General features: G+C 68.2%; 16 protein-coding genes. 2 read left to right on the forward strand and 14 right to left on the reverse strand.

What is annotated here, in order from left to right; translation table 11 throughout:
- Window positions 1–5 precede the first annotated feature (5 nt).
- From tolQ to ACZ5Z2_RS14015, 11 genes are all read right to left on the reverse strand, one after another.
- Window positions 6–689, reverse strand: a complete 684-nt coding sequence (tolQ, locus tag ACZ5Z2_RS13965; protein ID WP_464759205.1) for a protein TolQ — start codon at window positions 687–689, stop codon at window positions 6–8.
- A gap of 31 nt (window positions 690–720) precedes the next feature.
- Window positions 721–1,131 (reverse strand): tol-pal system-associated acyl-CoA thioesterase, encoded by a 411-nt coding sequence (gene ybgC / locus ACZ5Z2_RS13970; protein WP_464759206.1) that lies wholly within the window; start codon window positions 1,129–1,131, stop codon window positions 721–723.
- The gene (gene ruvB, locus ACZ5Z2_RS13975) at window positions 1,124–2,173 is read right to left on the reverse strand and encodes a Holliday junction branch migration DNA helicase RuvB (RefSeq protein ID WP_464759207.1); all 1,050 of its coding nucleotides are present in this window, start codon (window positions 2,171–2,173) and stop codon (window positions 1,124–1,126) included. The genes ybgC and ruvB overlap by 8 nt, the downstream gene beginning before the upstream one ends.
- 58 nt (window positions 2,174–2,231) lie before the next feature.
- Window positions 2,232–4,127, reverse strand: a complete 1,896-nt coding sequence (locus ACZ5Z2_RS13980; protein ID WP_464759208.1) for a potassium transporter Kup — start codon at window positions 4,125–4,127, stop codon at window positions 2,232–2,234.
- A gap of 26 nt (window positions 4,128–4,153) precedes the next feature.
- Entirely contained in the window at window positions 4,154–6,076 is a 1,923-nt protein-coding gene (locus tag ACZ5Z2_RS13985) for a potassium transporter Kup (protein WP_464759209.1), read from the reverse strand.
- 14 nt (window positions 6,077–6,090) lie between these two features.
- Window positions 6,091–6,684, reverse strand: a complete 594-nt coding sequence (gene ruvA / locus ACZ5Z2_RS13990) for a Holliday junction branch migration protein RuvA (RefSeq protein WP_464759210.1) — start codon at window positions 6,682–6,684, stop codon at window positions 6,091–6,093.
- Window positions 6,681–7,202: a crossover junction endodeoxyribonuclease RuvC gene (ruvC, locus tag ACZ5Z2_RS13995; RefSeq protein ID WP_464759211.1), complete on the reverse strand. Its 522-nt coding sequence runs from the start codon at window positions 7,200–7,202 to the stop codon at window positions 6,681–6,683. The genes ruvA and ruvC overlap by 4 nt, the downstream gene beginning before the upstream one ends.
- A gap of 29 nt (window positions 7,203–7,231) precedes the next feature.
- Complete coding sequence (locus ACZ5Z2_RS14000; protein ID WP_464759212.1) at window positions 7,232–7,960, reverse strand: YebC/PmpR family DNA-binding transcriptional regulator; 729 nt, start codon at window positions 7,958–7,960, stop codon at window positions 7,232–7,234.
- Between the two features lie 81 nt (window positions 7,961–8,041).
- Window positions 8,042–8,674 (reverse strand): alpha/beta fold hydrolase, encoded by a 633-nt coding sequence (locus ACZ5Z2_RS14005; RefSeq protein ID WP_464759213.1) that lies wholly within the window; start codon window positions 8,672–8,674, stop codon window positions 8,042–8,044.
- Between the two features lie 135 nt (window positions 8,675–8,809).
- A complete protein-coding gene (aspS, locus tag ACZ5Z2_RS14010) occupies window positions 8,810–10,573 on the reverse strand; it encodes an aspartate--tRNA ligase (protein WP_464759214.1) in 1,764 nt (587 codons plus the stop codon).
- Between the two features lie 96 nt (window positions 10,574–10,669).
- Window positions 10,670–10,972, reverse strand: coding sequence for an FmdB family zinc ribbon protein (locus ACZ5Z2_RS14015; protein WP_464759215.1), 303 nt, complete (start codon window positions 10,970–10,972; stop codon window positions 10,670–10,672).
- A 275-nt stretch (window positions 10,973–11,247) separates the two neighbouring features.
- Between ACZ5Z2_RS14015 and ACZ5Z2_RS14020 the strand changes: the two genes are divergently transcribed.
- Complete coding sequence (locus tag ACZ5Z2_RS14020) at window positions 11,248–13,773, forward strand: TonB-dependent receptor plug domain-containing protein (RefSeq protein WP_464759216.1); 2,526 nt, start codon at window positions 11,248–11,250, stop codon at window positions 13,771–13,773.
- 67 nt (window positions 13,774–13,840) lie between these two features.
- Here the strand turns inward: ACZ5Z2_RS14020 and clpB are convergent, their stop codons facing one another.
- From clpB to rluD, 3 genes are all read right to left on the reverse strand, one after another.
- Window positions 13,841–16,426, reverse strand: coding sequence for an ATP-dependent chaperone ClpB (gene clpB / locus ACZ5Z2_RS14025; protein ID WP_464759217.1), 2,586 nt, complete (start codon window positions 16,424–16,426; stop codon window positions 13,841–13,843).
- 142 nt (window positions 16,427–16,568) lie between these two features.
- Window positions 16,569–17,318 (reverse strand): peptidoglycan editing factor PgeF, encoded by a 750-nt coding sequence (pgeF, locus tag ACZ5Z2_RS14030; protein WP_464761713.1) that lies wholly within the window; start codon window positions 17,316–17,318, stop codon window positions 16,569–16,571.
- Complete coding sequence (gene rluD / locus ACZ5Z2_RS14035) at window positions 17,311–18,285, reverse strand: 23S rRNA pseudouridine(1911/1915/1917) synthase RluD (protein WP_464759218.1); 975 nt, start codon at window positions 18,283–18,285, stop codon at window positions 17,311–17,313. The genes pgeF and rluD overlap by 8 nt, the downstream gene beginning before the upstream one ends.
- A gap of 90 nt (window positions 18,286–18,375) precedes the next feature.
- On the opposite strand from rluD, the gene ACZ5Z2_RS14040 reads away from it, so the two are divergent.
- Entirely contained in the window at window positions 18,376–19,242 is an 867-nt protein-coding gene (locus tag ACZ5Z2_RS14040) for an outer membrane protein assembly factor BamD (RefSeq protein ID WP_464759219.1), read from the forward strand.
- Window positions 19,243–19,252: the final 10 nt, after the last annotated feature.

A 19,252-nucleotide genomic window follows, 5' to 3' on the forward strand; every position in this document is an offset into this window, starting at 1 on the left:
CTCCGTCAGGCCGCGTCGTCGGCCTGGATCTGCCGCTGCAGCACCGAGGAGAACTCCTCCTGGAACACGTCGTAGCGCGAGGCGATGCGCTCCACCTTGGTGGCGTAGCGGTTGTAGGCCCACTGCGCGGGAATCGCGGCGAACAGGCCCATCGCGGTGGCGATCAGCGCCTCGGAGATGTGCGGCGCGACCACGGCGATGGTGACGTCCTTCATGTCGCCCAGGCCCTGGAACGCGCCCATGATGCCCCACACCGTGCCGAACAGGCCCACGTACGGGCTGATCGAGCCGACGTTGGCGAGAAACTCCAGGCTACGCTCCAGCGCGCCGATCTCGCGGGTGCTGGCCACCTGCATCGCGCGCTCGGCGCCCTCGATCACGCCGCGCGTGTCGTGCGTCTTGCGCTGGCGCTGGCGGGCGAATTCGCGGAAGCCCGACTCGAAGATGGTTTCCAGGCCGCCCTCGGCGCCGCGGTGGCTGACCTCGCGGAACAGCTGCGCCAGGTCGCCGCCGGACCAGAAACGCTCCTCGAAGCCCTCGGCGTTCTCCATCGCCGCCTTGGTCTGGCCGTACTTGCGGATGATGATGACCCACGACATGAAGGAGAAGATTACCAGGATCAGCAGCACGCCCTTCACCGGCAGGCTGGAGTTGGCGATCAGGTCGAAAACATTGAGTCCGCCGTTCATTGGCTTGGGGCACTCCGCGTCGGCAAGGGGGTCAGGTGGTGGATTCGGGGAACAGGCCCGCGGGCATGGCCACGGCGCGCATGCGCCGGGTGTCCACGCAGGCCACGCGCACGCTGGCGCGAACCAGGCAGGCGCCATCGGGACGGTCTATCGTCTGGGCGAACAGGATACTGGCTGCGCGCCGTTCCTTGACGGCCACGCTGACCGACAATTCATCGTCCAGCAGGGCGGCGCGCAGGAAGTCCAGTTGCATCTCGCGCACCAGGAAGGCCAGCCCGGTGCTTTCCTTGTAGGCCATCTGGTTGACGCCCAGCGCGCGCAGCCACTCGCTGCGGGCACGCTCCAGGAAGCGCAGGTAGCTGGCGTGGTAGACCACGCCGCCGGCGTCGGTGTCTTCCCAGTACACCCGCACCGGCCAGCGGAAAGGTTCGCGCTCAGCCATCCAGAGCATCCCCCGCGAACAGGTCGGCCGCCTGCGGCTGGCGCGGCGGCGGGTTCAGGCCCAGGTGGCGCCAGGCCCGCGCGCTGGCCATGCGGCCGCGCGCGGTGCGCACCAGGTAGCCCTGCTGGATCAGGTAGGGCTCGACCACGTCCTCCAGCGTGCCGCGATCCTCGCTGAGCGCGGCGGCCAGCGATTCCACGCCCACCGGGCCGCCGTCGAAGCTCTCGATGATGGTGCCGAGCATGCGGCGATCCAGCTCGTCGAGGCCGTCGGGGTCGATCTTGAGCATGTCCAGCGCGGCCTGCGCCGCGGCCAGGGTGATCTGGCCGGCCGCGCGCACCTCGGCGTAGTCGCGCACGCGGCGCAGCAGGCGGTTGGCGATGCGCGGCGTGCCGCGCGAGCGGCGGGCGATCTCCTGCGCGCCGTCGATCTCGCAGGCGATGCCGAGGATCTTCGCGGCGCGGCGCACGATCGCGGTGAGCTCGTCGACGGTGTAGAACTCCAGCCGCTGCACGATGCCGAAGCGGTCGCGCAGCGGCGCGGTGAGCATCCCGGCCCGCGTGGTGGCTCCGATCAGGGTGAACGGCGGCAGGTCGAGCTTGATCGAGCGCGCGGCCGGGCCTTCGCCGATCATGATGTCGATCTGGAAGTCCTCCATCGCCGGATAGAGCACCTCCTCCACCGCGGGCGACAGCCGGTGGATCTCGTCCACGAACAGCACGTCGTTGGCCTGCAGGTTGGTGAGCAGCGCGGCGAGGTCGCCGGCGCGCTCCAGCACCGGGCCGGAGGTGGAACGCAGGTTCACGCCCAGCTCGTTGGCGATGACGTGGCTGAGCGTGGTCTTGCCGAGGCCGGGCGGGCCGAAGATCAGCACGTGATCCAGTGCGCCGCCGCGCCTGCGCGCCGCCTCGATATAGATGGCCAACTGCTCGCGCACCGCCTGCTGGCCGAGATATTCGGCGAAACGGCGCGGACGGATCGTCGCCTCCAGCGCATCGTCGTCGAGCTGGGAGACGGGGGTCACGATGCGGGGTTCGGTCATGACGCCATTATGGCGGGTTGGGTTCCGGTGTGGGACGGAAATCCGATCCGCTCGCGGATCAGATTTCCACTTGCGCCCCGAGTTCGATCAGACGGTTCCCGGGGATCTGGAAATAAGCGGTGGCCGGCAACGCATTGCGCGCCATGAAGGCGAACAGCTTGTCGCGCCACAACGCCATGCCGGGGCGGCGCTTGTCGGCCACCACGTTTTCGCGCGACAGGAAGAAGGTGGTGTCCATCATGTCGAACGGCAGCCCGGCGCGCCCGCATTGCGACAGCGACAGCGGAATGTTCGGATCCTCGGCGAAGCCGAAGCGCAGTTCGAGCCCGTAGAACCCGCCGCCCAGCGTATCGATGTGGAGACGCTCCTCCGCCTCCGCCACGGGCGCCTCGATGATCTCCACCGTGAGCAGCACGTTGCGCTCGTGCAGCACCTTGTTGTGCTTGAGGTTGTGCAGCAGCGCGTGCGGCACCGCGTTCTGGTTGGCGGTGAGGAACACCGCCGTGCCCGGCACGCGCAGCGGCGAGTGCTTCTGCATGGACTCGATGAACGGCGCCAGCGCCAGCCCGCCCTGCTTGATCTCGCGCACCACCAGCTCGCGACCGCGGCGCCAGGTGGTCATCACCGTGAACACCGCCATGGCCAGCACCAGCGGAAACCAGCCGCCGTATTCGACCTTGATCAGGTTGGCGCCGAAGAACGACAGGTCGATCACCAGGAACAGCACGCCCGCCGCGACCACCGCCGGCAGCTTCCAGCCCCACTGCCGGCGCGCCACGATCAGCGCCAGCACCGTGGTGATGCTCATGGTGCCGGTCACCGCGATGCCGTAGGCCGCGCTCAGCCGGTCGGAGCTGCCGAAGTGCAGCACCGCGAACAGCACCATCACCAGCAGGAAATTGTTCACCCACGGCACGAAGATCTGCCCCGACATCTCGCGCGAGGTGTGCACCACCGGCATGCGCATGGAATAGCCCAGCGACATCGCCTCTCGGGTCATCGAGAACGCGCCGGAAATCACCGCCTGCGAGGCGATCACCGCCGCGGCGGCGGCCAGCGCGATCATCGGGTACAGCAGCGGCGGCGGCACCAGCTTGAAGAACGGGTTGTCGATCGCCTCCGGATGCACCAGCAGCAGCGCGCCCTGGCCGAAATAGTTCAGCACCAGCGCCGGCAGCACGAAGCTGAACCAGGCCATGCGTATGGGCTTCTTGCCGAAATGGCCCATGTCCGCGTACAGCGCCTCGGCGCCGGTCAGCGCCAGCACCACGCCGCCCAGCGCGACGAAGGCCTGCAGGCCGTGGCTGAAGAAGAACCTCACTCCGTACCAGGGGTTGAGCGCCAGCAGCACCTGCGGGTGGCGCACGATCATGCTCACGCCGAGCAGGGCGATGACCACGAACCACAGCACCATCACCGGGCCGAACAGCCTGCCCACGCGCTCGGTGCCGTGCTTCTGCAACACGAACAGGAAGATCAGCACCGCCACGGTGATCGGCACCACCCACTCGCCCAGCTCCGGCGAGACGACTTTCACGCCCTCCACGGCGCCCAGCGTGGTGACCGCCGGCGTGATCACGCCATCGCCATAGAACAGCGCGGCGCCGAAGATGCCCAGCGTGACCAGCACCCAGCGCAGCCTGGGCTGCTCGCGCACGCAGCGCTGGGCCAGCGCCATCAGCGCCATGATGCCGCCTTCGCCCTTGTTGTCGGCGCGCATGATGAACACCACGTACTTCAGCGACACCACCAGGATCAGCGCCCAGAAGATCAGCGACAGCACGCCGTAGATGCTGGCCGTGGTCGGCTGCAGGCCGTCGTGGCTCAAGGTGGATTTGAACGTGTACAGCGGGCTGGTGCCGATGTCGCCATAGACGATGCCGACCGCGCCCAACACCAGCGCGGCCAGGCGCGGCGAGGGCGAAGTGCCCGACGGAGATGCAGTGGGGTTCATGGTGGACGGAGTCCGGTTGGGTTCGATCAGATCTCGACCTGCGCGCCCAGCTCGATCAGCCGGTTGCCCGGAATCTGGAAGAACGCTGTGGCCGGCAGGGCATTGCGCGCCAGGAAGGCGAACAGCTTGTCGCGCCACAGCGCCATACCGGGGCGGCGCTTGTCGGCCACGATGTTCTCGCGCGACAGGAAGAAGGTGGTGTCCATCATGTCGAACGGCAGCCCGGCGCGCGCGCATTGCGACAGCGCCAGCGGCACGTTCGGATCCTCGGCAAAGCCGAAGCGCAGTTCCAGGCCGTAGAACTCGCAGCCCAGGTTCTTGATCAGGATACGCTCCCCGGCCTCGGCGACCGGGGTTTCCAGCACTTCCACCGTCAGCAGCACGTTGCGCTCGTGCAGCACCTTGTTGTGCTTGAGGTTGTGCAGCAACGCGTGCGGCACCGCATCCTGGTCGGCGGTGAGGAACACCGCCGTGCCCGGCACGCGCAGCGGCGAATGCTTCTGCATGGTTTCGATGAACGGCGCCAGCGCCAGCCCGCCCTGCTTAATCTCGCGCACCACCAGCTCGCGCCCGCGGTGCCAGGTGGTCATCATCACGAACATCGCCAGCCCCAGCACCAGCGGGAACCAGCCGCCGTCGGGGATCTTCAGCGTGTTGGCGCCGAAGTAGCTGAGGTCGATGCACAGGAACAGCAACGCAACGACGATCACCAGCGCGCGGTTCCAGTGCCACATGCGGCGCGCCACGATCATGGTCAGCGTGGTGTCGATCGCCATCGTGCCGGTCACCGCGATGCCGTAGGCGCCGGCCAGTGCGTTGGACGAGCCGAAGCTGACCACCGTGGCGATCACCGTCACCATCAGCGAACGGTTCACCCACGGCAGGAAGATCTGCCCGATCGCCTCGCGCGAGGTGTGCACCACCTGCATGCGCGGGATGAAGCCGAGCTGGATCGCCTGCCGCGTCACCGTGAACGCGCCCGAGATCACCGCCTGCGAGGCGATCACCGTGGCGAACGTGGCCAGCCCGATCATCGGGTACAGCGCCCAGCCCGGCACCGCGTGGTAGAACGGGTTGGCGATCGCCTCCGGGTGCAACAGCAGCAGGCCGCCCTGGCCGTAGTAGTTGAGCAGCAGCGACGGCATCACGAAGAAGAACCACGCGGCGCGGATCGGGAAGCGGCCGAAGTGGCCCATGTCGGTGTACAGCGCCTCGGCGCCGGTCACGCACAGCACCACCGAGCCCAGCGCCAGGATCGAGGTCTTGCCGTGGGTGCCGAAGAACTGCACGGCGTGCCAGGGATTGAGCGCCCACAGCACGCCGGGCGCCCGGATGATGTTCCATATCCCGATCAGGCCCAGCGCCAGGAACCACAACACCATCACCGGGCCGAACACCGCGCCGACCTTGGCCGTGCCATGGCGCTGGAACCAGAACAGCCCCAGCAGCACCGCCACCGTAATCGGCACCACCCAGTGCCCCAGTTGCGGTGCGGCCACCTGCAGGCCTTCCACCGCCGACAGCACCGAGATCGACGGCGTGATCACGCCGTCGCCGATGAACAGCGCCGCGCCCAGCAGCGCCATCAGCACCACCAGCTTGCGCATGCCCGTGGAACCGCCCACCGCGCGTTGGGCCAGCGTCATCAGCGCCATGATGCCGCCTTCGCCCTTGTTGTCGGCGCGCATCACCAGGCTCACGTACTTCACCGCCACCACCAGGATCAGCGACCAGGTGACCAGCGAGAGGATGCCAAGCACCGTGCTCGGATGCGGGTGCAGGCCGTGCGCGGGCAGGAAGGTCTCGTGCATGGTGTACAGCGGGCTGGTGCCGATGTCGCCGAATACCACGCCGATGGCGCCGAGAATCAGCGCCTTCTTGCTGCCGTGCAGGACGTCTCCGTCACTGGCGGCCTGCGCCGGCTGCTCCGTCTTCGCCTGTCCGTTCATGGGCATCCCGTGACCTAGCCGCCCAGCGCGGCGCGGAGCGCCTTGCGGATAATGGCCTCGGCGCCATCGCCGTCGGCGGCGACCTTCTGCACCAGCCGCGCCACTTCGGCGGGCTTGTAGCCCAGTTGCTGCAGCGCCACCGCAGCCTCGCCGGCGGCATCCAGCGGCGCGCCCGCCGGCACGGCGCCGGGAAGGCTCACCGCCATGCCGTCCACGCGGTCGCGCAGTTCCACCACGATGCGTTCGGCGGTCTTCTTGCCGATGCCCGGGATCTTGGTGAGCGCCACCACGTCGCCCGCATGCACCAGCCGCGCGAAGTCGTTGGTCGATACGCCCGAGAGCACCGCCAGCGCGATCTTCGCGCCGATGCCACTGACCTTCTGCAGGTTGCGGAACAGCGCGCGCTCGGCCTCGGTGAGGAAGCCGTACAGCGAAACGCTGTCTTCCTTCTGCGCGTAATGGGTGAGCAGGGTCACTTCCTTGCCCAGCCCCGGCAGGTCGTAGACGGTGGACATCGGCGCTTCCAGCTCATAGCCGACACCGCCTACTTCCACCAGCAGCCATGGCGGCTGCTTCGACACGAGGACACCGCGCAGGCGGCCGATCATCGGCGACGCCTCCATGCCGTGCGCGGAATGCCCACGCGCTCAAGGCTGGAACGGGTGTGCGCATGCGCCACCGCGATCGCCAGCGCGTCGGCGGCGTCGGCCTGGATCGGCCCTTTCAAACCGAGCAGGATGCCGATCATGTGCTGCACCTGGGTCTTGTCGCCGCGGCCACTGCCGACCACCGCCTGTTTCACTTCCGTCGCTGCGTACTCGTGCACCGCGATCCCCTGGCTCACCACCGCGCAGATCGCGGCACCCCTCGCCTGCCCCAGCTTCAGGGCCGAATCGGCGTTGCGCGCCATGAACACGCGCTCGATGCCGCACTCGTCCGGACGATGGATGGCGATGATGTCATTCAACTCGTCAAAAATGCGTTTCAGGCGCAGCGGGAAGCTGGCCTCGCCGGCCACCGCCAGCGCGCCGTGGAACACGTGCGTCAGCTTGCCCGCGGCGTCCACGTCGATGACCCCCACGCCGGTGCGCTGGCTGCCCGGGTCGATGCCGATGATGCGTGTCATCAGGGCGACGGACGCGAAGGCGCGCGTGCTTACTCGCCGGCCTCGGCGGGCAGCAGGGCGTTGTGGTAGACCTCGCTCACGTCGTCCAGCGCGTCGAGCTTCTCCAGCAACGTCTGCAGTGCTTCCAGCGCCTCGCCGCTCACCGCGGTGCGGTTGTTGGGGCGCATGCCCACGCCGCCATGCTCCGACTCAAGCCCGGCCGCGGCCAGCGCCTGCTGCACGGACTCGAAGTTCTCCGGCGCGCACAGCACGGTGCTTTCGCCGTGCTCGTTCACCACGTCGTCGGCACCGGCGTCCAGCGCCGCTTCCAGCACCTTCTCTTCCTTCGCCGCATCGCCGCCGGTGGCGAACACCAGCTCGCCGCAGCGGGTGAACTGGAACGCCACCGAACCCGAGGTGCCGAGGTTGCCGCCGTGCTTGGTCAGCGCGTGGCGCACGTCGGCCACGGTGCGCACCGGGTTGTCGGTGAAGCAGTCGACGATCAGCGCGATGCCGCCGGGGCCGTAGCCTTCGTAGCGCATCTCCTCGCCGGCGCCGTCGGCGCCCGAGCCGCGCTTGATCGCGCGCTCGATGGTGTCCTTGGGCATGTTGGCCGACAGCGCCTTGTCCACCGCGGCGCGCAGGCGCGGGTTCAGCGCGGGATCGGCCACACCGGCGCGGGTGGCGACGGTGATCTCGCGAATCAGCTTGGTGAACACCTTGGCGCGCTTGGCGTCTTCGGCGTTCTTGCGGCCTTCGATGGAGGGACCTCTGCCCATGGCGTTACCCGAACCCGGTTCAAGAAAGACAAGCGGGCGATTTTACCGCAAGACGGGTAATGCGCCGCCAGTACCGCCAGGTCAGACCGCCGCAGCGTCGAAGCGGCCACGCCGCAGGAAGGCATCCACCTGCCGCGCCACCTCCTGCGAGAACAGCAGGCCGGTGTGGTTGGCCTCCACCACGCGGTGGTCGGCCACGCCGGGCAGGCGCGTCTCCTCCACCGTCACGGTGCCGTCGTGTTCGCCCTCCAGATGGCCCAGCATCGCGCCCAGCCCCAGCGGCAGGCGGCCGGCGATCACGCCGACCTCGCGCGGGCCGTCCCAGCGCTCGAAACCCTGCTCCAGCAGGTCGCGGTTGTGCCCCAGCAGCACCTCGCCGCCGCGCCCCCATGCGGCGAAGGCGCGCGCCGCCGCGCTGCCCTTGAGCGGCGAACCGAGGCAGACCACGCGCCCCGGCGGCAGAGCCGTGGCATCGAGGCAGGCACGCAAGGCCAGCAGGCCGCCGAGACTGTGCCCCACCAGATGCACCGCGTCGGGCGCGTACTCGGCCATCCGCGCCTGCAACCGCGCAAGGATGCGCTGCCGCGACGAGGCCACGCTCAGGTAGTCGAAGCGGTGCACGCGATAGCCGTCGGCGATCAGCCGGCGATGCAGCATGCCCAGCGCGAAACCGCGCATCCACAGGCCGTGCAGCAGGATCACGTGTTCGGTCATGGGTTTCCAGGTTTGCTCCCTCTCCCCCTTGGGGAGAGGGTCGGGGGTGAGGGGCCAATCTTGCGTCGAGGCAAACCCCGCCCCTCATCCGGCCCTCCGGGCCACCTTCTCCCCAGTGGGGAGAAGGGAACGAGGTCAGGCCTTCTCGACCGTCACCGCCACGCTGAGTTCCTTCAGCTGCGCGTCGCTCACCGGCGACGGCGCGTCGGTCATCAGATCCTGCGCGCTGGTGGTCTTGGGGAAGGCGATCACGTCGCGGATCGACTCGGTGCCGGCCATCAGCGCCGCGATGCGGTCGATGCCGAAGGCCAGGCCGCCGTGCGGCGGCGCGCCGAACTTCAGCGCCTTGAGCAGGAAGCCGAACTTCATCTCGGCCTCCTCCGCGCCGATGCCGAGCAGCTCGAACACCGCGCTCTGCATCTCGGGGCGATGGATGCGGATCGAGCCGCCGCCGATCTCGTTGCCGTTGAGCACCATGTCGTAGCCGCGGCTCACCGCGGTGGCGGCGTGGCTCTTGAGATCCGCGATGTCGTCGATCTTCGGCGCGGTGAACGGGTGGTGCAGGGCCACGTAGCGCTGCTCGTCCTCGTCGTACTCGAACATCGGGAAATCGGTGACCCACAGCGGACGCCAGCCCTCCTCGACCAGGCCGCGATCCCTGCCCACCTTGAGGCGCAGCGCGCCCATGAAGTCGGTGACCGCCTTCCACTTGCCCGCGCCGACGAACACGATGTCGCCGGACTCGGCGCCGGTGGCCTTCAGCACGGCATCCAGCGCCGCGTCGTCGAGGAACTTCGCCACTGGCGAGTTCACGCCTTCGCGGCCCTTGGCGAGGTCGTCCACCTTGATCCACGCCAGGCCCTTGGCGCCGTACTTGGCGACGTATTCGGTCAGGCCGTCGATCTCCTTGCGCGACAGCGCCGCGCCGCCCGGCACGCGCAGCGCGGCCACGCGGCCGGCCGGGTCGTTGGCCGGCTCGGCGAACACCTTGAACTCGACGTGCTTCAGCGCCTCGGCCACGTCCGCCAGCTCCAGCGCGATGCGCAGGTCGGGCTTGTCGGAGCCGAAGCGGCGCATCGCCTCCGCCCAGGTCATGCGCGGGAAGGCGGCATCCAGTTCCACGCCCTGCACTTCCTTGAACACGTGGCGGATCAGCTCCTCCACGAAATCCTGCACGTCCTTTTCCCCGACGAAGGCGAACTCGAGGTCGAGCTGGGTGAACTCGGGCTGGCGGTCGGCGCGCAGATCCTCGTCGCGGAAGCAGCGGGCGATCTGGTAGTAGCGGTCGAAGCCCGCCATCATCAGGATCTGCTTGAACAGCTGCGGCGACTGCGGCAGCGCGTAGAACTGGCCCGGATGCACGCGGCTGGGCACCAGGTAGTCGCGCGCGCCTTCCGGCGTGGCCTTGGTGAGGATCGGCGTCTCGATGTCCTGGAAGCCGCGCGCGTCGAGGTAGCGGCGCAGCGCCTGCACAAGCCTGATGCGCTTGCGCATCATCGCCTGCATCTCGGGGCGGCGCAGGTCGAGGTAGCGGTAGGTCATCCGCATGTCCTCGTTGGGATTCTCGTGCAGCGCGAACGGCAGATCCTTCGCGGCGTTGAGGATCTCGACTTTGTCCGCCAGCAGCTCGACCGTGCCAGTCTTCAGCTTATCGTTCACCGACAGCCGCTTACGGATCGTGCCGGCGACGCGCACGCAATACTCGTAGCCCAGCTCGCCGGCCACCGCGAAGGCATCGGCGTTCTCGCGCTCCACCACCACCTGCGCCAGGCCCTCATGGTCGCGCAGGTCGACGAAGGCCACGTGGGCCTGCAGGCGGATCTTGTTGACCCAGCCGCACAGGGTGACGGTCTGGCCGACCAGCGCCTCGTCGATGAGGCCGCAGTAATGCGTGCGCATTCGCTTGGAACTCCGGGCCGCAGCCCTTGGGGAACGGGAAGAAAGACCCGGAATTCTAGCATCCCGCCGCCAGCCGCCGGCGTGGATCAGGCTTGCTCAGTCGCTGGACGAAGGGCTGGCTGCCGGTGCGGGCGCCGGAGCCGGAGCCGGAGCCGGAGCCGAAGCGGCAGCAGGCGACGCGGCGCCATCGCCGGCCAGGTTGCGCTTCTTGTCGCCGTCCTTCTTGAAGTCCGTCTCGTACCAGCCGCCACCGGCGAGGCGGAACGAGGGCGCGCTCACGCGCCGCTGCACCTTGGGCGCGCCGCACTGGGGGCAATCGGTGGGATCGGCGTCGGACAGCTTCTGCAGGCGGTCGAAACGGTGGCCGCACTGGCTGCATTCGAATTCGTAGATGGGCATGGCTACTCCGTGGCGGCCGGATCGCGACGCCCGAACCGGGGCGGCGAAGCGGCAACAGCCCATTATTCGGGCCGCGCCCCGGCTTTTCAATGCGTCGCATGGCGCATTGAAAAGCCGCATGAGTCGGCGCAGGCTGAAGACTGGGGCATATCACGACATGCCACCAAGCGCCCCTGCCATTGCATATGGACGTCTATACGGCGGTTGACGGAAAGAGCATGCGGCCCTAGCCTGCAATTGGTGCAACGCATCAATCCACTACCGGGGAGACACCGATGAACAAGCCGAACCGCACCCTGCTTCCCACCGCGCTCGCCGCCGCCGTGCTGCTGGCGCTCGCCGGCGCGCCTGCCGCCGCACAGGACAACACCAGCAGCGGCTCCACGTCCGCCAACGCCAAGAAACTGCAGACCGTGATCGTCACCGGCACCCGCTCGGCGGATCGCACCGAAAGCAGCGCGCTGACACCGATCGACGTGGTTTCCGCCCAGGTGCTGCAGCAGACCGGCACCAACGACCTGCCCACCGCGCTGGCGCGCATCATCCCCTCGCTGAACTTCCCGCGCCCTGCCGCCGCCGACACCGCCGACACCCAGCGCCCTGCGCAGCTTCGCGGCCTGTCGCCCGACCAGGTGCTGGTGCTGGTGAACGGCAAGCGCTGGCACCCCGGCGCGATCCTGCTCAACAACGGCGTGATCGGCCGCGGCTCGCAGCCGGTGGATCTCAACACCATCCCGGTCTCGGCCATCGACCACATCGAGGTACTGCGCGACGGCGCCTCGGCGCAGTACGGCTCCGACGCCATCGCCGGCGTGATCAACGTCATCCTGAAGAAAGGCGCCAAGGGCGGCGACGTGGAAGTGAGCGGCGGCCAGTACTCCGCTGGCGACGGCCGGCAGTGGCTGGGCTCGGCCAACTTCGGCGTCCCGCTCAACGGCGACAAGGGCTGGATGCGCTTCACGCTGGAAAGTGGCAACGAGGACAACACCAACCGCGCTGGCCCGGACAACCGCTCGCCGGCCTGGCAGGCGCTGGGCGTGAACTTCCGCCAGGGCGACCCCTGGGTGCACAGCAACAACGTGCTGCTCAACATGCAGTACGACCTCACGCCGGACGTGCAGTTCTACGCCTTCGGCCACTACGGCCGCCGCAACAGCGTCTCGCCGGCGTTCTTCCGCTACGGCCTGAACTCGCCTTCGCCGAAGAGCCCGCTGATGGCCGAGTACTACCCCGACGGCTTCCTGCCGCTGGAGAACGCCGTCTCCTCCGACCAGTCGCTGGTAGCCGGCCTGCGCGGCACGGTGGACGGCTGGCGCTGGGACGTCTCAGCCAACGCCGGCGGCAACCGCGTCTCCTACGCGACGTTCAACAGCATGAACTTCGCCTACTACAACGACTTCGGCAACTCGCCCACGACGTTCCACGACGGCATCCTCAAGGCCAACCAGCAGTCGTTCGACATCGACATCGCCAAGGATCTCCGTCCGAGCTGGCTGCCGAATCCGCTGACCGTGGCCTTCGGCACCGAATACCTGCGCCAGAGCTACCAGATCGCCCCGGGCGACCTGGCCTCCTGGTACGTGGGCACGTCGGGGCAACCTGGCGGCGCGCAGGGCTTCGCCGGCTGGCAGCCCGCCAACACGGTGAGCGCCGCGCGCCACGACGTGGCCGAATACCTCGACTTCGAGACCAACCTCACCGACAAGCTCGGCACCTCGCTGGCGGTACGCCACGAGAACTACTCCGACTTCGGCAACACCACCTCGGGCTCGCTGTCGCTGCGCTACGACTTCACCGACAGCTTCGCCCTGCGCGGCACCGTGGGCACCGGCTTCCGCGCGCCCTCGCTGGCGCAAGAGTACTTCTCGCAAATATCGTCGTTCTATTACGCCGCCGGTTCCAAGACATTGTGCCCGAACGGCCCAACACAACCTTGCCTGCCTGCCGGCATCTACAACAGTGGCCTGGTACCCGCGAACAGCCGGATCGGCGCACTGCTCGGCGCCGAGCAACTGAAGCCGGAGAAGTCGCGCAACTACACCCTCGGCGCAGTGTGGAGCCCCACCGACACGCTGAACCTGAGCCTGGACGTGTACCAGATCTACATCGACAACCGCATCGCATTGTCCACCAGCCTCGGCATCACCTCGCCCACCGTCGTCAACTACCTTGCGGCCAACGGCATCACCAACCTCGATTACACCAGCATCAACTACTTCACCAATGCAGGCGACACGCGCACCCGCGGCGTGGACTTCGTGGGCACCTGGGCAAAGGATCTCGGCGACACCGGCAAGCTCACCACCACGCTCAGCGCCAACTACAACCAGAACATAGTGACCAGCATCAAGCCCAACCCGGCCGTGCTCGACAACCTCGGAATCAACCTCACGCGCCTCAGCCGCCAGGACATCAAGGGCTATCTCGCAAACTCCTCGCCGCGCAGCAAGCTGATCCTCGGCGAGCAATACGACATCGGCGGATGGAGCTTCAACGGCACCTTGACCCGCTACGGCCGCTATACCAACTACGTAAGCAACCAGGCCAGTTATGGCACCTACGACCAGTACGGCCACCTGGTCATCGATCAGACCTTCACCCCGAAATGGGTGCTGGATCTGTCCGGCAGCTACCGCTGGCAGGACTGGACGTTCACCCTGGGCGTGGACGACGCCACCGACACCTACCCGGACAAGAACATCGCCAGCAACACCAACAACGGCACCCTGCCCTACTCCACGTTCTCGCCGTTCGGCTACAACGGCGCCTATGTGTACGGCAAGGTGCGCTACAGCTGGTAACGCCGCTGCACGCAGGAAACACAACGAAGAACCCCGGCAATTGCCGGGGTTCTTCGTTTCCGCCCGCTCAAGCCGACTGGAACGCCAGGTGCCCGCCGGCCGCATCCACCGCGATGGTGCTGCCCGGCGCGTAGCGGCCTTCGAGGATCTCCCTGGCCAGCGGGTTCTCCAGCTGCTGCTGGATCGCGCGCTTCAGCGGCCGTGCGCCGTACACCGGGTCGAAGCCCACGTTGCCGAGCAGATCCAGCGCCTTCTCGCTGATCTCCAGCTTGAGCTGGCGCTCGGCGAGGCGCTTCTCCAGTGCGGTGAGCTGGATCAGCGCAATGCGGCGGATCTGCTTCTTCTCCAGCGGGCGGAACACCACCAGCTCGTCGAGGCGGTTGATGAACTCGGGACGGAAGTGCGCCTGCACCACGCCGAGCACCGCGGCCTTCATCTGCACGTAGTCGGCCTCGCTGTCGCCGGCCTGCTCCTGGATCAGCTGCGAGCCCAGGTTGGAGGTCATCACGATCACGGTGTTGCGGAAGTCCACCGTGCGGCCCTGGCCGTCGGTGAGGCGGCCGTCGTCCAGCACCTGCAGCAGGATGTTGAACACGTCCGGATGCGCCTTCTCCACCTCGTCCAGCAGGATCACGCTGTACGGCCGGCGGCGCACCGCCTCGGTGAGGTAGCCGCCCTCCTCGTAGCCCACGTAGCCGGGCGGCGCGCCGATCAGGCGGCTCACCGCGTGCTTCTCCATGAACTCGCTCATGTCGATGCGCACCATCGCGTCCTGGGTGTCGAACAGGAACTCGGCCAGCGCCTTGCACAGCTCGGTCTTGCCCACGCCGGTGGGGCCGAGGAACAGGAAGGAGCCGCTGGGCCGGTTGGGGTCGGACAGGCCCGCCCGCGCGCGGCGCACCGCGTCGGACACGGCGCGCACGGCCTCGTCCTGGCCCACCACGCGCTTGTGCAGCTCGTCCTCCATGTGCAGCAGCTTCTCGCGCTCGCCTTCCAGCATCTTCGACACCGGGATGCCGGTCCAGCGCGCCACCACCTCAGCGATTTCCTCGGCGGTGACCTTGTCCTGCACCAGCTTGAACTCGCCCTTCTGCTCGGCGGCCTGCGCGGCGGCGAGCTGCTTCTCCAGCTCCGGTAGCCTGCCGTACTGGATCTCGCTCATCTTGGCGTAGTCCTGCCGGCGCTGCGCCGCTTCCAGCTCCAGCCGCGCCTGCTCGATCTGCTCCTTCACCTTGGTGGTGCCCTGCAGCGCGGCCTTCTCCGACTTCCACACCTCGTCGAGGTCGGAGAACTCGCGTTCCTGCTTCTTGATGTCCGCTTCGAGGTCGGCGAGGCGCTGCTTCGACTCGCTGTCCTTCTCCTTCTTCAGCATCTCGCGCTGGATCTTCAGCTGGATCAGCCGTCGTTCGAGGCGATCCAGCTCCTCCGGCTTGGAGTCGATCTCCATGCGGATGCGCGAGGCCGCCTCGTCCATCAGGTCGATGGCCTTGTCGGGCAGCTGGCGATCCGGGATGTAGCGGTTGCTGAGCGTGGCCGCCGCGACGATGGCCGGGTCGGTGATCTCCACGCCATGGTGCACCGCGTAGCGCTCCTTCAGGCCGCGCAGGATGGCGATGGTGTCCTCCACCGAGGGCTCGCCCACGTACACCTTCTGGAAGCGGCGCTCCAGCGCGGCGTCCTTCTCGATGTACTGGCGGTATTCGTCCAGCGTGGTGGCGCCGATGCAGTGCAGTTCGCCGCGGGCCAGCGCGGGCTTGAGCATGTTGCCCGCGTCCATCGCGCCCTCGCCCTTGCCGGCGCCGACCATGGTGTGCAGCTCGTCGATGAACAGGATGATCTGGCCCTCGTTCTTGGCCAGATCGTTGAGCACCGCCTTGAGGCGCTCCTCGAACTCGCCACGGAACTTGGCGCCGGCGATCAGCGCTCCCATGTCCAGCGCCAGCACGCGGCGGTCGCGCAGGCCTTCCGGCACCTCGCCCTTCACGATGCGCTGGGCCAGGCCTTCCACGATGGCGGTCTTGCCCACGCCCGGCTCGCCGATCAGCACGGGGTTGTTCTTGGTGCGCCGCTGCAGCACCTGGATGGTGCGGCGGATCTCCTCGTCGCGGCCGATCACCGGGTCGAGCTTGCCCGACTCGGCGCGCTCGGTGAGGTCGATGCAGTACTTCTGCAGCGCCTGGCGCTGGTCTTCCGCGTTCTCGCTCTGCACTTTCTCGCCCCCGCGCACCTGTTCGATGGCGGCCTCCAGCTTCGCCTTGGTGGCGCCGGCCGCTTTCAGCGCCGAGCCCAGTTCGCCCTTGTCCTCCAGCGCTGCGAGCACGAACAGCTCGCTGGCGATGAACTGGTCGCCGCGCTGCTGCGCCAGCTTGTCGGTGAGATTGAGCAGGCGCGACAGGTCGTTGCCCACGTTGATGTTGCCCTCCTGCCCGCTGACCCTGGGCAGGCGGTCGAGCAGCTCGTTCACGCGCTGCCGCAACGCTGGCACGTTGACGCCCGCCTGCGTGAGCAGCGGCGCGGTCGAGCCGCCCTGCTGGGCCAGCAAGGCCGCCATCACGTGCACGGGTTCCAGCATGTTGTTGTCGCGGCCCACGGCCAGCGACTGCGCGTCGGCCAGCGACTGCTGGAAACGCGAGGTGAGTTTGTCCATCCGCATCGGTCGATCCCCACGAAAGGTTTGGCGGACTGGCCGCCACTGCCCGCTGAGATGCGGGTGGCCGCCTGCGATTCAAGCAGGCCGGATGCGGGGAAAACGTCAAGGTTTCAGCTGGCGGATGGTATCCGCGCCCACCGCGGGATCAGCCGTGTGCCAGCCAGACCAGGCTGGCGAAGCGCCCGCTGCGCGCGCCTTCGCGGCGATACGAGTAGAAGCGTGCGTCGCCGAACGTGTCGAAGCCGCCGCCATGCACGTGCGAAAGGCCGATGGCGGCCAGCCGTTGCCGCGCCAGCGCGGCGAGGTCGCAATGCCAGTGGCCGGGGCGCGTGGGCGTGAAGCAGGACGCGGCGCCGGACGAACGATCCACGAAGGCGGCACGCACTTCCTCGCCCACTTCGTAGGAAGGCCCGCCGATGCACGGCCCCAGCCACGCCAGCAGCCGCGAAGGCGCCACCTGCATCTGCTCGATGGTGGCCCCGAGCACGCCGGCGGCGAGGCCGCGCCAGCCCGCGTGCGCGGCGCCGATGGCGTTGCCGTCGTCGGATGCGAACAGCACCGGCAGGCAGTCCGCAGTGAGGATGGCGAGCACGGTGCCGGGGATGCGCGAGACGGCGGCGTCGGCCTGCGGCTCGTGTTCGCCGGGCAGCGGGCCAAGTTCAGCCACGGTGCTGCCGTGCACCTGGTGCAGCCAGCGCGGCGTGCTGGGCAGGTTGAGTGCCTGCCGCAGCACGTCGCGGTTGCTCGCCACCACGTCGGCGGATTCGCCGCTGCGCAGGCCGAGGTTGAAACGCCCGAACGGCGGCTGCGACACGCCCGGCCCTTCGCGCAGGCTCACCGCCGCGTGCACGCGCGCGGGTGCGGGCCAGTCGGGGAATAGCCAGGCATCAGTCATCGTCATGGCCGTGGGCCGCGAGGTCGTCGCGCAGGGCGGCAATCAGCGCGGCCATGTCGTCGGGGCGCGGCGCATCGAAGGAAAGCTGTTCGCCTGTCGCCGGGTGCTCGAATGCGAGCTTCTCGGCGTGCAGCGCCTGCCGGCGGAAGCCGCGCAGCGCGGCAACCAGTTCCGGCGCGGCGCGCTTCGGCAACTTGAGGCCGCCGCCGTAGAGCGGGTCGCCCACCAGCGGATGGCCGATGTGGGTGAGGTGCACGCGGATCTGGTGGGTGCGGCCGGTTTCCAGGTTGCACTGGAGCAGGCTGTGCGCGCGGAAGCGCTCACGCAGGCGGTAATGGGTGACGGCGTGCTTGCCGGTTTCGTCGTCGCGTACGGCCTGGCGCAGGCGGTCGCCCATGCTGCGGCCGATCGGCGCGTCCACCGTGCCGCCGGCCACCATGCTGCCCAGCACCACGGCCTCGTACTGGCGCTGCACGTCGTGATTGGACAGCTTCTCCACCAGCGCGGTCATCGTGGGCAGGGTCTTGGCGACCACCATCAGGCCGCTGGTGTCCTTGTCCAGCCGGTGCACGATGCCGGCGCGCGGCAGTTCGGCCAGCTTGGGGTCGTGGTGCAGCAGGGCGTTGAGCAGGGTGCCGGAAGGGTTGCCCGCGCCGGGATGCACCACCAGCCCGGCCGGCTTGTCCAGCACCAGCAAGTGCTCGTCCTCGTGCACGACGGCGAGCGCGATGTCCTCCGGCGCGCTTTCCACCTCGGTTTCCAGCTCGGCCTCCAGCCGCACCAGCTCGCCGCCGCGCAGCAGCTGGCGGGGCGGCGCGACGGCGCCGTCCAGCGTGGCCGCGCCGGACTTGATCCAGCCGGCGAGCCGCGAGCGCGAATAGTCGGGGAACAACTCGGCCAGGGCCTGGTCGAACCTGCGTCCGGCCGCCGCCAGCGGCACCCGGGCCTCGTGCCGTATCGCCGTCATGCGCGTCCTCCCGCCCGCCGGGCAGAGGGCCGCGGGGCGGCGGCGGTTTCGGCTATCATGCCTTTTCGATCCAACATGCGATTCTTTTCCATGCGTTCAATTTTCGACTCGCCCAAGCTGCCGACGATCACCCGGTTCTGCCTCAGGACGCTCGCCGTGCTTGGCCTGGTGCTGGCGATGAGCGCCTGCTCCATGTTCCGCCACAAGCGCGACAACATCGACACCATGCCGCTGGGCGCGCTGTACAACAAGGCACACACCTCGCTGGAGAACGCCGACTACGCCGCGGCCATCAAGGCCTACCAGCGCCTGATCGCGCGCTTCCCGTCCGGCGACTACAACGAGCAGGCCCAGCTGGAAATGGCCTACGCGCAGTACAAGGACGCCCAGTGGGACGACGCGTACTCCACGATCAACCGCTTCATCAAGACCGACCCGGCCAGCAAGCATGTGGATTATGCCTATTACCTGCGCGGCCTGATCAATTTCGATCGCACCACCGGCTTCATGGACAAGATCTCGCGCGACAAGGAAGCGCAGTCCCGCCGCGACCAGGCCTACAACCTGCAGTCCTTCGACGACTTCGCCGAGCTGTCGCGCCGCTTCCCGAACAGCGCCTACGCGGCTGACGCGCGCCAGCGCATGATCTACCTGCGCAACGTGCTGGCGCAGTACGAGATCAACGTGGCCGAGTTCTACCTGTTCAACCACGTCTACATCGGCGCCGCCGACCGCGCGCAGTACGTGATCGAGCACTACCAGCAGGCGCCGCAGGCCGGCGACGCGCTGGCCATCCTCACCCGCTGCTACCTCGCGCTGAAGCAGGACAAGCTGGCCGACCAGACCCGCCAGGTGCTGGCGCTGAACTACCCTGACCATCCTTACCTGAAGGACGCGAAGTGGCCGCACGACGTGGCGACGTGGCGCAGGGCCGTGCCGTTCATGCGGCACCACTGAACCGGCAGTT

Source organism: Rhodanobacter sp. G1 (genome assembly GCF_055397855.1).